Raw genomic sequence first — 14,056 nt, 5'->3', positions numbered from 1 at the left:
GAAAGGCCAATCAAACTTGGAGATAGCTGGTTCTCCGCGAAATCTATTTAGGTAGAGCGTCCAGCGAATACCCCCGGGGGTAGAGCACTGAATGGGCTATGGGGACTCACCGTCTTACTGATCCTAATCAAACTCCGAATACCGGGGAGTACTACTGGGCAGACACACGGCGGGTGCTAACGTCCGTCGTGAAGAGGGCAACAACCCTGACCACCATCTAAGGTCCCTAAGTTATGGCTAAGTGGGAAAGGATGTGAGGATCCCAAAACAACCAGGATGTTGGCTTAGAAGCAGCCATCATTTAAAGAAAGCGTAACAGCTCACTGGTCTAAATAAGGGTCTTTGCGCCGAAAATGTACCGGGGCTAAAGCCATACACCGAAGCTGTGGATGCACGTATGTGCGTGGTAGCGGAGCGTTCCGTAAGCCTGTGAAGGGACAGTCGTGAGACATCCTGGAGGTATCGGAAGTGAGAATGCTGACATGAGTAACGATAAAGGGAGTGAGAGACTCCCTCGCCGAAAGTCCAAGGGTTCCTGCTTAAAGTTAATCTGAGCAGGGTTAGCCGGCCCCTAAGGCGAGGCCGAAAGGCGTAGTCGATGGGAACCACGTTAATATTCGTGGGCCTGCAGGTAGTGACGGATTGCGTGTGTTGTACATTCTTATTGGATTGAATGTGCAGCGAAGCGGTTCCAGGAAATAGCTCCTGCATATAGACCGTACCCTAAACCGACACTGGTGGACTGGTAGAGAATACCAAGGCGCTTGAGAGAACTGCGTTGAAGGAACTCGGCAAAATGCACGCGTAACTTCGGAAGAAGCGTGACCCTTGTTTAGGCAACTAGATGAGGGTGGCACAGACCAGGGGGTAGCGACTGTTTACCAAAAACACAGGGCTCTGCGAAGTCGCAAGACGACGTATAGGGTCTGACGCCTGCCCGGTGCTGGAAGGTTAAGAGGAGATGTGCAAGCATTGAATTGAAGCCCCAGTAAACGGCGGCCGTAACTATAACGGTCCTAAGGTAGCGAAATTCCTTGTCGGGTAAGTTCCGACCTGCACGAATGGCGTAACGACTTCCCCGCTGTCTCCAACGCAGACTCAGTGAAATTGAATTCCCCGTGAAGATGCGGGGTTCCTGCGGTTAGACGGAAAGACCCGTGCACCTTTACTATAGCTTTACACTGGCATTCGTGTCGACATGTGTAGGATAGGTGGTAGACTTTGAAGCAGTGGCGCCAGCCATTGTGGAGTCATCCTTGAAATACCACCCTTATCTATATGGATGTCTAACTGCGGCCCGTTATCCGGGTCCAGGACCGTGTATGGTGGGTAGTTTGACTGGGGCGGTCGCCTCCTAAAGAGTAACGGAGGCGCGCGATGGTAGGCTCAGAACGGTCGGAAATCGTTCGTCGAGTGCAATGGCATAAGCCTGCCTGACTGCAAGACTGACAAGTCGAGCAGAGACGAAAGTCGGTCATAGTGATCCGGTGGTCCCGCGTGGAAGGGCCATCGCTCAACGGATAAAAGGTACGCCGGGGATAACAGGCTGATGACCCCCAAGAGTCCATATCGACGGGGTTGTTTGGCACCTCGATGTCGACTCATCGCATCCTGGGGCTGGAGCAGGTCCCAAGGGTATGGCTGTTCGCCATTTAAAGCGGTACGTGAGTTGGGTTCAGAACGTCGTGAGACAGTTCGGTCCCTATCTGCCGTGGGTGTAGGAATATTGATAGGATCTGTCCCTAGTACGAGAGGACCGGGATGGACGTATCTCTGGTGGACCTGTTGTCGTGCCAACGGCATAGCAGGGTAGCTATATACGGACGGGATAACCGCTGAAGGCATCTAAGCGGGAAACCCACCTAAAAACGAGTATTCCCTATCAGAGCCGTGGAAGACTACCACGTTGATAGGCCGGGTGTGGAAGTGCGGCAACGCATGTAGCTTACCGGTACTAATAGCTCGATCGACTTGATCACTCCCATTTACAATATCCATCAAGCAAAGCTTGATGATGATAAAAGCACGAAAGACAACAGCTTCTCATATTTGTGTTCTTCGCCGACCTGGTGGTTATGGCGGAGCGGCTGCACCCGATCCCATTCCGAACTCGGCCGTGAAACGCTCCAGCGCCAATGGTACTTTGTCTTAAGACACGGGAGAGTAGGTCGCTGCCAGGTCTGCTAAGCACACAAATAATTCCATCTTCTCAAATCAATACAAAACAGACACTCAACGCGGCAACCGCGAAAAAATACCCAACCGGTTCATAATAAACACCCTGGCGCGGGGTGGAGCAGCCCGGTAGCTCGTCAGGCTCATAACCTGAAGGCCGCAGGTTCAAATCCTGCCCCCGCAACCAAATCTCCAAAACATAAAGCAAATCAAACAACCCGGCGCAAATGCAGCCGGGCTTTTGCCGTTTCTGATAGATGATGAAGAAGGCTAAAGGGCAAAGTCATCCAACAAAGCCACGACACCAGCAAATCCATATCCCAATATCGTGATAGCAAAGAATTTTGTCGCCCCGTAGCAAACTGATAGAAGCCCAAGCGAAACCATCTCAACGGAGACTGTGATGAAGCTCTATTACAAACCCGGCGCATGTTCATTAGCACCCCACATCGTGCTTAGCGAAGCAGGCTTTTCCTATGAACTGGAAGTGGTCGATCTCAAGGAAAAGAAAACAGCGAGTGGTGCCGACTACCTGAAAATCAATCCGCGTGGTGCAGTACCTGCTATCGAGGTTGAGCCCGGTGTCGTGATTACGCAGAACGCAGCAATTCTGCAGTATATCGGCGATCATTCAGATGTTGCAGCCTTCAAGCCTGCCTATGGCACGATTGAACGTGCTCGTTTGCAGGAAGCACTCGGCTTCTGCGGTGATCTGCATACAGCGTTCGGCGGTCTGTTCGCGCCCAATTTGACGGAGGAAGCAAAGACCACGGTGATTGCCTCCATCAATCGTCGCATGGGTCAGCTTGAAGCGATGCTTTCAAGCGACCACGACTTCTGGCTTGGGGCCGATTTTACCCAACCCGATGCCTATGTATCCGTCATCATCGGTTGGGGCCTTATGTTGAAGGTCGATCTTAGCGCCTATCCGAAGGCTCTTGCTCTGCGCGAACGCGTCATGGCGCGTCCTGCCGTACAGAAGGCTCTTAAAGAAGAAGGCCTGATCTAGAGCGCATCCCGAAAGGTGTGAAACGGCTTTCGGGCAACGATGCGCGTTAAAACAGAAAATTAGAGCGCGATCAGATCGAAACGCGCTCTAAACACTCAAAGCCCGGTGGCAAACTGTCGCCGGGCTTTTTGATTCTAAAACGATGAATTGAAATCTGCTTGCATACCATCGACGTAACCAACGGTGCGGCAACTCTAACTATTCTCAGGAACGTGCGGCAAGACCATGGCCAATCTGGAGAAGTACGTTCTCGCAACCATTGAAGCGCTGCCCGACCTCCCGCCCTCTATCGCGCCCATCATAGAATCGCGCTAGAATGCAGTGGCGTTTGCGGACTTTCTTGGTGCTCCAATAGGTTTTGAGGCATGGCTGTCCTTCTTCGCCAACGCCTTGGTCGTCGCCGAATCTGCTGGTGCACCATTTTCTGCTGTCACTTGGCCAGAAACGCCTGCCTCAAATAACGCCGACTTGGCTTGGTTCGTTCGCCGCCTGCGGATCGCCATCTTCTCGGAATGTGCGCTATCACTGCCAGACACCACGTCCGCGACTTCGGCAAAGGGGATCGCACCCCAATTGGGGTTTCTCTCAAAACTGGTTGCCCGCGACAGCAATCTCGGCCGAACCCATCTTTTCACCTTGAACCACGACACCCTATTCGAACAGGCGCTGGAACTTCTGGGCGTCCAGTACTTCGATGGGTTCACGGGGCGCGCTTCGATCCGCCCGTCTATGGGCTCGACATCTATTATCCCGGCGAGGTGGCGGAAGGACGTGTCCGCCGTTTCGACAAGTTTCTGCATTTCTACAAGCTGCACGGCTCGATCCACTGGTTCGAGCAAGGCGATGAAATGCGCGCCCGTCATCCCGACCTGACGCTTTTCCAGTCTTATGCAGCGAAGAGTCCAGCGGACAAGGCGGCGGCACTCGTGCCACTGGCTGACAAGGCGCCCTCGGTAGGCATACTGCCCGCCGCCAACAAGTTCGCGCAGACGCTGACCATCGTTCAGATTCGACCTGAGGCGAGCAAGGTGGTGCTTATCGCCCGATCCAATGTGGAAAGTTCGGCTTGCCCAGCTTGCGGCCATAGCAGCAAACGCCTCCATAGCCGTTATTCTCGACGGTTTGCAGACTTGCCCTGGCATGGGCGAGTTGTTCAAGTCCATCTTGGTACCAGGAGATTACGTTGCAGCAACTCGGAATGTGCGCAGCAGATATTCACCGAAAGGCTACCCGATTTTGTTCGTCCAGGAGCCCGCCGTACGACAAGATGCGGACAGAGCCAGTTGGCCATTGGGTTTGCCACTGGAGGCGAACCGGGTTCCCGCCTTTCGCACAAGCTCGCCATGCCCGTAAGCGGCGACACGCTTTTGCGCATGATTAAGGCGGCGGAATTTGAGCCGGCGCAATCGCCACGGGTCATTGGTATCGATGACTGGGCATGGCGTAAGGGGCAACGTTACGGCACAATCATTTGTGGTCTAGGGCGCGGACGCGTCTTAGATCTCCTACCGGATCGTAACGCAGCCTCGGTAGCCGCCTGGCTCAAGCGCCATCCCGGTATCGAGATCATCGCCCGAGACCGCGCCGGGCTTTACGCCGAGGGGGGGGCGGCGAGGCGCACCGGAAGCTACACAGATTGCTGATCGCTGGCATCTCCTCAATAATATTGGTGACGCGCTCCGTTTTGTCCTAGGGCGCCATCGCAAGGCCGTTCGTACAGCCGCGAGCGCCTGGATTGCCGAATTGGATGGCGAGAAAGACACCGAAAAGGAATTAGTTGAGCGTGTCTCGAATGTGAACCTACGACAGCAACGACGAGACGAGCGTCACGAATGTTACGTTGAAATCTCTGGCCTACGGCAAGCCGGGTTATCTCCCCGGCAAATAGCCCCAAAATTAGGTATGGGCATTAGAACGATTGAACGCTGGCTTGCCGCCGGTGGCGAATCGGAGCACCGGCGACCACCCGCCGAACGCTCCTGCATGGAACCGTTTCGAAACCATCTTGAGCGGCGTTGGCAAGAGGGACGCATGAGGAGGTGGTTCTGCTGGCAGAAATCCAGCAAACTTGGGTACCGAGGTGGTAAGGCAACCTTCTACCGCTGGTTAGCTTCCTATAGAGGCCGGCCTGTGCGTACACCCCCCGCCATTCTGTCGAAATCTGATCACCGCGTGCCCTCGCGCCGCACGTGCACATGGCTTCTAGGACAGAACCCGGACAAGCTCGATGAGGCCAGCCAGCGCTTCCACCACCATCTGTTCGAGAACACGCCAAAACTACAGATCGCCAGTGAATTGGCTCGTCGCCTGGCCGCAATTCTCCGAGGTGATGACGAAGTTGCACTGGACCAGTGGATCATCGACTCGATGGGGACTGAACTGGACAGCTTGGCGAAGGGAATTCGACGCGATGTCGGCGCCGTTTAAGCAGCGATCCGCCACTCATGGAGCACCAGCCCGGTCGAAGGCCGTATCAATCGCCTCAAGACGATCAAGCGACAGAGGTACGGTCGAGCTGGATGCGAATTGCTACGGAGCAGGCTCCTTGCATGTCGGGCTAATCGACCTGCGGCCAGAACGGACCGGCCTCGACGATCCCGAGATCGGTCGCCTCATGGTCGGCCGGCTCCAGCATCTGGAAACGATGGGGCTTGCCTCGTCGTCCGCGCCCGGCGAATGGATGATCGAGCTCGATGCCGAGCAGCGGCTGCGCGATCTTGGGATGCGAGGCGACATCATCAAAACCATGCACCGCGCTTTCACCGAGCGAGGCCAGGATTGCGGTCCAGCCGACTTTGTAATCGACAGTGGCGGGGCCGGGGCGCCGATCATCGGCCGGCTTGTCGACCGAGGCCTGCATGACGAGCTGACCGGCGAGGCCTATGCCGTGATCGACGGCACCGATGGCCGAGCCCATCACGTCCGCCTTCATGGCATTGAGGCGTTAGAGCACGCGCCGCCCAACGGCGGGATCGTCGAGGTCCGGCGCTTCGGTCAGCCCGATGATCCGCGCCCGACGCTCGTGCTGGCAACGCGCTCGGAAGGAACAGATCTCCGCACCCGGCGCTAGCTGGCTCGACCATCGCCTTGTCGAGCGTGAGCACATGTCGCTGTCGAGGGGCGGCTTTGGCCATGAGATGAGCGATGCCATGCAGGCGCGGACCGAACATCTGGTGAGCGAGGGGCTCGCCCGTCGCGCGGGCCAGCGCACTCTCCTGCAACCCGGTCTTATCAGGACGCTGCGTCAGCGAGAATTGGACGCAGTGGTGGGCAGCTCTCGGCCGAGACAGGGCAGCGGCACGTCAAGGCAGCGGCCTGCGTAAAGGTCGAAGGCACCTATCGCCGTCAATTGGTCCTTGCCTCCGGCCGTTTCGCAATGATCGATGACGGGCTCGGCTTCCAGCTCGTCCCCAGGGCGAGTGAGATCGAGCAAAGGCTTGGCCGGTACGTCCCCGGAGTCATGAAGGAGGGCGGCGGTATCGAATGGGGTCTCGGACGCAAGCGCGAACTTGGACTTAGCCTCTGACAACGACCATATCTGGACGTCCCGTCGAGCGTCAGACACGATCACGATCGAACGCCTGTGCATAGTTCGCCTCTATCCGCTCAACCTCGGCATCGTCCAGCGCTGCGAACTCCTTCGTGCGTGCGCGCTGGGACAGTCGTCCGTCGTTCTGGTCCAGGAACTTATGCAGCAACTCGACTTGCGCTGTCGGCATGTCCAGGATTTGCTGGACACTCTCCGAGAAGGTGTCGAACGCCTGGAGAAAGTGAACCTCCTGCGGCAGATCGAATTCGACCGTCTGTTCGACGCAAGCATAGAGAAAAGCCGCATGCGCCGTGGCGTCGAAGTAGCGATAGAAAGTCGCCGTGTCGTTTAGGACGTCCACGTTGCCCGATGCGGTGGGGCGCCATTCGATGAACGGCAGCAGCGCCGCCGACCAAGACTCCAGCACCGCCCGGTAGCGGTCGATATTGCGCAGGATTGCGGCGCTGACAGGAAAAACCAGTCCGGGCGGACTATAAGCGGCCGTCGCGAGCGCATGATGGATGAGCCAACGATGCAGGCGACCATTGCCATCGACATAAGGGTGGACGTAGACGAAACCGAAGGCAAGGCAGGCGGCGGCTACGACCGGGTCCATCGCGCCGCGCGCCGCGCGATCGGCAAACGCGATCAGTCCGCCGACCAGGCTTTGAAGATCCTCGTGCCGGGCGCTGACATGATCGGGAACAGGCATGTTGGTCTCGCGGTCGTGGACGCCGACGAAGCTGCCTTCGTTGCGCAGGCCGAGACGGACGAAGCGGGCGTCGCCGATGACGACGCGTTGCAGGCGGTCGAGTTCGGCAAGGCTCAACGGCCTAGCTCCGGCTTGGGCGATTGCTTGCCCCCAGCGCGCCGCGCGCTGCCCCGAGGGCCGCTCCCCTTCGATCGCAAACGAGGACTTGGAGTCGTTGAGCAGGATGAAGGCCGCCGCCCGCGCCACCAGATCGGGACGGACGCGGCCCATGGCCTCGCGCGCCCGGTCGCCTAGCGACTTCTCACTATAGGCGAGGAGGTCCGGTGTCTTGCGGACGAGCGGACAGAAGGCGGGCGTTCCCGGCAGGTTGTTGGAGACCTTGTGCCGGGGTGAGGGATCGCCGTTCGTTAGCGCATATTGCCGATCCGGGTCGAGGACCGAAACCAGTCGCACCTTGCCCGGATCGGGTAGATCGAGCTGGCGGCCCGTCAGCCATTCATAAAGGAACCACAGACGCCGTGCGAAAGCGCCGGTGGGCGTCGCACGCACGATCGTCTCGATCTCCGCCGGAGCGACAGCATCGAACAGGAAGCGCAGCACCTGGAGATCGATACCCTCATATCGAAACGCGAAACCGAGTTGCTCCGCAAGAGCCGGTTCCGGGCGGTGCCGCGGCGTCAGCATGAGCCAGCTTTCGGAAGAGGTGGGATGATGGCGTTCGGCGATGGCGGCGACACGGGCCGGCAGCGGGACGACAAGGTCGTAACGCGCTATCAGCGCGGCATAGCCGGCAGGGGTTCCCCGCTCCGGTAGTGCTCGCCCGTGAAACTCCGTCACCGTCTGCGTCAGCCATTCACCCATCGTCATCCTCGCGAAAACCGATCACCGGGTCATGCCTCGGCTGCGCAAAACCATTACCCTTCGCGAATATCTATCACCATTGGATGATTTTGTGAATAAATGTCACCGACTGTCGATCCGGTAAGGATGACGGGGAGAACGCGAACCGCGCGTGATCGTCGGCGCGAGTCGACCCCCACACCGGACGCATGATCATCACCGAGGCAGAGAGACTGAAACCGTCTTTTCAGCCAAATTCTTCGCTACACTACGAAGTCATTGAAGATACTATTGATTTTCAGAAAATTGCCTGTTCGATCGACATTTCGCTTTTGCGGAGGTGTTCTATGACCGCGACCGCGACGAAGATCCTATGGGGCCAGATCCTCACCGTCCTTCTGATTGAGCTCGCCACCACCTGGGGCGCGACTGAATATGTCGCATGGAGGCTTGGGTTTCAGGCACAGCTCGGGCCCCCTGGTTCACCGTGCTAGGCTTACCCTTCTCCTGCCCCCGTCCTTCTTCTGGTGGTGATATTCTTACGACGCCTATGCGCCGGAGATCTTCAACCATGGCGCCGTCATCGCCGCGTCCGGGGGCTTCATCGCGATTGCGGTCGCGATCGGTATGTCGGTCTGGCGCGCGAGAGAGATCAAGCGCGCAGAGACACATGGTTCGGCACGCTGGGCCGAGCCTCGGGAGGAGAAAGCGGCGGGGCTGCTCGGTGCAGACGGCGTCGTTCTCGGTAAACTGGAGCGTAAATATCTGCGTCACGACGGGCCGGAGCACATCCATTGTTTCGCGCCAACCCGAAGCGGCAAGGGTGTCGGGTCTCGTCGTGCCGACGCTCCTGACTTGGCCGGGCTCGGCGATCGTCCACGACATCAAGGGCGAGAACTGGCAGATCACCGCAGGCTTCCGTGCCAAGCATGGCCGCGTCCTACTGTTTGATCCGACAAACGCGAACTCCGCCGCATACAATCCATTGTTGGAGGTTCGGCGCGGCGAGTGGGAAGTGCGCGACGTCCAGAACGTCGCCGACGTGCTGGTCGATCCTGAAGGCTCGCTCGACAAGCGCAATCACTGGGAAAAAACCAGCCATTCACTGCTGGCCGGCACCATCCTGCATGTCCTCTACGCCGAGGCCTACAAAACGCTCGGTGGCGTTGCGGGCTTGCTGTCCGATCCCCGGCGCACCATAGAGGCGACGCTGAAGGCGATGATGGCAACGGCGCATGTGGGCGAAGCAGGCGTTCATGCCGTAGTCGCGTCCACCGCACGCGAGCTGCTCAACAAGTCCGACAATGAGCGGTCTGGCGTACTGTCCACAGCCATGTCATTCCTCGGCCTCTACCGCGATCCGGTGGTCGCATCCGTTACGGCGGGCTGCGACTGGCGGATTGCCGATCTCGTCGCCGATCCGCGTCCCGCCACCCTCTACCTCGTTGTACCGCCCTCCGACATCTCGCGCACCAAGCCACTGATCCGCCTCGTGCTCAACCAGATCCGCCTCGTGCTCAACCAGATCGGCCGCCGCCTGACCGAGAAGCTGCATGCCGATGATCGCAAACACCAGCATCTCGCCGGACGAGTTCCTAATCCGGCTTTATACCGTCGCTCCCGAGGCGCTGGTTGCCAGCATCCAGCGGGCGCGACAGAACTTGCGCAAGACCGTTCCTTCGGCGAAGGAGTTCCTTGCCGCGACCGAGCGGCAGGGTCTCAAGCGGTTTTCCGACATTCTTGCAGCGAGAAGGCGTACGTGAGCGGACAGGTTCGACAAGACGAAAAGGTGCGGCCGAAGATCTGAGACGTATTCCTCGGCCGTGCGGAACGGGCCGAGGAACTATCGTTTGGGGAACAGACTGATACTGCGTGATGCAAAAGAGGCTTTAATCCCTTAAGTGCCAGTTTTTCGTGAATGGCAGACCTAGGTGCATCCTCGCAGCGATATGCTGATAGTTGCAGCTAAAGTCGGTTCAGGTCCGCGCCTCTGGTCTCAGGAGCCATTGCCACACCAATGAGCGTAATCAAGCCTATTATCGTTGCGTAGATCGCCACAGGAATATAGCTGCCGCTTCCCCATGATAACAAAGCAGTCGCTATGAATGGTGCGATTCCACCAGCGAATACTGCAGAGACTTCTCTAACGATAGAAATTGCTGTGAAGCGCGTGCGTGCACCAAACAATTCGTTGAAGAACGCGCCTTGAACAGACAGCATCGAGTAGTTTGAAATTGCGATAGAAAATGCGATTGTGCAGACGATGATCGTTGGGTTTTGGGTGTTAAGCAGCCAGAAATACGGATAAATCCCAAACGTGAACAGCGCGGCGCCAAAGAGGTAAACTGGCTTTCGACCTATGCGATCGGAAACAAAACCAAGGAGTGGAATTGTGATTATTCCGCATGCTGCACCAATTAATACACCCGTCAAACCTATGTTGCGATCAATCAGCAATTGAGACGTGATGTAGGACAATGTCCAAACCTGAAAAAGATAGCCTGAGACATTTTCTGCGAAGCGTGCAGCGAAGGCCATCCAGAAGCGCGGCCCAGAGTCCTCGATCATATCGCGGATAGGCGCGTCGGATGTCTTTCCCTCTTCCTTAAGCTTATGGAATGTCGGAGATTCATTGACTTTCAACCGCACAAAAATGCCGGCGATGACAGCAAAAATGCTCAGCAGAAACGGAATTCTCCAGCCGTAACTCATGAAGGCTTCATCGGACATGGAGTTACTTACTGCAAAGAATGCGCCTGCCGACAACAATGTTCCGAGACATACGCCGAGCGTAGGTAAACTTGCATAAAGACCGCGTTTATTAACTGGCGCATACTCTGCGGCGAGCGTGACCGCGCCACTAAACTCGGCGCCCGCGGCTAAACCTTGAATAATGCGCAAGCCAATTAGAAGTGCAGGTGCTGCGATCCCAATAGATGCATAAGTTGGTAGCAAACCTATGAGCATAGTGCCGAAACCCATCATGATGAGCGTAACGACAAGGACTATCTTGCGCCCATGAAGATCGCCAATACGACCAAAGATAATTCCGCCCAACGGGCGGGCAAAAAAGCCAACGGCATAGGTCCCGAATGCTGCAAGCGTGCCTGCAAGGGGTGACAAATCCGGAAAGAAAATGCGGTTAAAAATCAATGCTGCCGCTGTAGCAAAGATGTAAAAGTCATACCATTCTAAGGCTGTGCCGATTAGAGCCGACGTAACAGCCCTGCGAACCTCGGAAGATTTTTTCGCTTCGTCCAAGCCTTTATCTATTTTGCGGGTGTTGATGCGCTCAATTTGCGTGACGCTCATAGTAACTCCTCCCCAGGATGATTGAATTCGTGAAAACAACAAGACCGGGCGGCTGATTGCAGCCCAGTGCCTTGCCCGCTACGGTCGATTGAGTGGTAGCTTTTGTCGTTAAGGGCTTAAGCTCGCGCGATAGAGTGCCTGTAACCCGTTTGATACATCTCGCCATGACCTTCGTTCGAGCACAGACTCTCGTAGATACGCTGATCCGTTCGTTTGGAAGGATATGTAGCCATTGTAGCGCGGGCGCACGTAGGCGTGAGATACACTGTCAAATGTGCTTGAGTAAAAGTTAGACCATTCGTGATTGAGAGTAACATCACCCCATGCACTTTCTGAGGATGGTTGTCCGTGGTGTCGAGGAATAAACTTTGTTTGCACCTCTTCACTCATCAACCATAACAAGTGAGCTTTTAGCTCCGGGGTTATCGGACTTCGCCTTGATATAGCAATACCGGTTCCTCCCAATGTGGAACCGGGCATTCCTCCCGCTGACCACGTAGGCGCGTTTGAAAAGGAGATTCTCTGCCCCAAGACATTTGACCTGTTCGCGTAGTTCACATAGCCATAGATCAACGGACACATCACTATGTCGGAGTTTATAGACATATGTTCGAGAATGCCTATCGGATTGAGATGTATTGTGTTGCGGGGAGCTCGCTGCGCCAACTCCATCATCAACTCATAAGCATCTCTTCCTCCTTGTTCATCGATAAGCACTTCGCAATCCGGATCAGCCGGTTTTCCCATAGAAGCGAGAATAGAAAAGTAGCTCAGCAGTGCATGAGGGCCGGCTAAAGAAAGGGCGACCTTTCCCGTATCTGCAGATAGGTTACTGACGTCATTCCAGCAAAGCCCTACGGAGTCTGGTTCGATCAGATCGCTGCGCCAGGCGCTGACCTGCGTCGCTGCGTCAAGCGGAATGGCCCAGTGATTGCCATTCATTGCGTAGCTGCGGGCCGACGGGCCGATGCTTGTCCCAAGAAGTTTTGCAAGCTCGGAAGGCTCGAAAATCTCCTCAAGAGAGAATAGGCAGTTGCAGTCGACGGCTTCGCCCAGGTGCGGGTGGTCGAGTACCACCAGATCGTAGCGGGAACATAGGTCTGCTATAGGCGACGATTCAAAACCTTCCAAAGGTTGTTTTTGCCAGTCAATCTCGATACTGGCTGCACTATACCTTGCCGCTGCCGCGAGAGCATCGTAACCGCGAGGGTGATCCCAGGTGAGGCCCATGATCGGCGCTGACATTGTCACAATACTCCTGCGACAACGATACCAGACTGCTTTAAAGCTTGAATTTTTGCTTCGTCATACCCGGCTTCGCGCAAAACTTCATCGGTATGTTGCCCAATAATCGGCGCGCCACGATCCACACTGGACGGTGTTTTCGAAAATTTGATTGGAAATCCCGGCGCTTTGATATGCCCTTCCGTCGGGTGGTCATATTCTACAAAGGTTCCGTTATGAGCAATCTGTGGATCGTCAAGCAGGTCTTCATAACCATAAACCGGGCCGCACCAGATATCGGCTTCGCGCAGAAGGCGCATCCATTCATCGGTGGTTTTCAGTTTCAGACGCTGTCGTGTTCTTGCGAAGATTTCATCTCGGTATTTCCAACTGTCATCTTCGTCATTCATCGTCAAAAAGCTATCTTCTCCGATCACTTGGCCGAATTTCGCCAAAGGCGGAAATGCAATGATGATAAAACTGTCGGACGTTGCGAAAGCCCCGTAAGGCGCCCGGATATAAACATGCGCATGTGGTTCGGCTGATCGCTGCTGCGGACGGCCACCAACCGTGAATACGGAAAGTTCCTGCATCTGAAGCGTGACGATGGCATCAAGCATGTTAACCTGCACCAACTGACCTTCGCCAGTCCGCTCCTTGTGGAGCAGGGCCGCCAGTGCACCCTCAAAGGCTGTATAAGCCGTAACGGCATCAACGAGGTATTGTCCAGCTGCATTGGGAGCTTCATTGGCCCGCCCTGCCGATAACATGGCACCCGACAGCCCCTGCAAGACCAGGTCTTGCCCTGGCCGGTCTACATAGGGCCCTTCCTCTCCGTAACCTGACATGGAAACGTAGACCAAACCTGGATTGATCTTGGAAAGCGCTTCGTAGTCAACGCCTAGTCGCTTTGCTACTCCTGGCCTGTAATTTTGCAAGAAGACATCCGCATCTTTGATCAGGTCAAGTAATACCGCTTTGCCCTCGTCGCTTTTAAGATCGATTGCCAAAGACCGTTTGTTCCGATTGAGAGAGAGAAATGACACATTGATCTTGTTGCCAGAGGCTCCCCCAGCAGAAACGTGGCGCTGCCATTCCCCGGTCACCGGCTCCACCTTGATGACATCCGCTCCGAGATCGCCAAGCCGCTGTGTTGCAAATGGACCGGCCATCGCGATTGAACAGTCGATGACTTTATATCCCGATAGAATTCCCAATTTTTATCTCCAAGGCTATCATGAAAGTTTAGTTGAGT

7 protein-coding genes, 1 tRNA gene, 2 rRNA genes and 2 pseudogenes (1 of these 12 only partly in view) are annotated in these 14,056 nt (G+C 56.1%); 8 read left to right on the top strand and 4 right to left on the bottom strand.

Annotation, left to right across the window (positions count from 1 at the left end; translation table 11 throughout):
• The 7 genes and pseudogenes from KMS41_27140 to KMS41_27110 all read left to right on the top strand — a co-directional run.
• Positions 1 to 1,979: ribosomal RNA gene (locus KMS41_27140) — 23S ribosomal RNA — on the top strand (it extends 832 nt beyond the left edge of the window).
• 86 nt (positions 1,980 to 2,065) lie between these two features.
• Positions 2,066 to 2,180: ribosomal RNA gene (gene rrf, locus KMS41_27135) — 5S ribosomal RNA — on the top strand.
• A 105-nt stretch (positions 2,181 to 2,285) separates the two neighbouring features.
• Positions 2,286 to 2,362, top strand: a tRNA-Met gene (locus tag KMS41_27130).
• Between the two features lie 216 nt (positions 2,363 to 2,578).
• Positions 2,579 to 3,184, top strand: a complete 606-nt coding sequence (locus tag KMS41_27125; GenBank protein ID QWK81467.1) for a glutathione S-transferase family protein — start codon at positions 2,579 to 2,581, stop codon at positions 3,182 to 3,184.
• Positions 3,185 to 3,942: 758 nt separating this feature from the next.
• The gene (locus KMS41_27120; GenBank protein ID QWK81466.1) at positions 3,943 to 4,827 is read left to right on the top strand and encodes an ISL3 family transposase; all 885 of its coding nucleotides are present in this window, start codon (positions 3,943 to 3,945) and stop codon (positions 4,825 to 4,827) included.
• Between the two features lie 487 nt (positions 4,828 to 5,314).
• Complete coding sequence (locus KMS41_27115; GenBank protein ID QWK81465.1) at positions 5,315 to 5,611, top strand: hypothetical protein; 297 nt, start codon at positions 5,315 to 5,317, stop codon at positions 5,609 to 5,611.
• Positions 5,595 to 6,710: pseudogene (locus tag KMS41_27110) on the top strand (DUF3363 domain-containing protein). Before KMS41_27115 ends, KMS41_27110 begins: the two are co-directional and overlap by 17 nt.
• Before the next feature lie 31 nt (positions 6,711 to 6,741).
• On the opposite strand, the gene KMS41_27105 reads toward KMS41_27110, so the two are convergent.
• On the bottom strand, positions 6,742 to 8,286 hold the full coding sequence (locus KMS41_27105) for a Fic family protein (GenBank protein QWK81464.1): 1,545 nt from the start codon (positions 8,284 to 8,286) through the stop codon (positions 6,742 to 6,744).
• 326 nt (positions 8,287 to 8,612) lie between these two features.
• Here KMS41_27105 and traG point away from each other — a divergent pair.
• Positions 8,613 to 9,847: pseudogene (gene traG, locus KMS41_27100) on the top strand (IncP-type conjugal transfer protein TraG).
• A gap of 383 nt (positions 9,848 to 10,230) precedes the next feature.
• Here the strand turns inward: traG and KMS41_27095 are convergent.
• From KMS41_27095 to KMS41_27085, 3 genes are all read right to left on the bottom strand, one after another.
• Positions 10,231 to 11,577, bottom strand: a complete 1,347-nt coding sequence (locus tag KMS41_27095) for an MHS family MFS transporter (GenBank protein ID QWK81463.1) — start codon at positions 11,575 to 11,577, stop codon at positions 10,231 to 10,233.
• A gap of 108 nt (positions 11,578 to 11,685) precedes the next feature.
• A complete protein-coding gene (locus tag KMS41_27090) occupies positions 11,686 to 12,807 on the bottom strand; it encodes a carbohydrate ABC transporter substrate-binding protein (GenBank protein ID QWK81897.1) in 1,122 nt (373 codons plus the stop codon).
• Between the two features lie 17 nt (positions 12,808 to 12,824).
• Complete coding sequence (locus KMS41_27085; GenBank protein QWK81462.1) at positions 12,825 to 14,018, bottom strand: CoA transferase; 1,194 nt, start codon at positions 14,016 to 14,018, stop codon at positions 12,825 to 12,827.
• Between the last annotated feature and the right edge of the window lie 38 nt (positions 14,019 to 14,056).

This window comes from Ochrobactrum sp. BTU1, assembly GCA_018798825.1.
In the GTDB taxonomy this organism is placed as follows: domain Bacteria; phylum Pseudomonadota; class Alphaproteobacteria; order Rhizobiales; family Rhizobiaceae; genus Brucella.
Note: the sequence above shows the minus strand (reverse complement) of the source record. Positions and strands in the feature narration are given on the sequence as shown.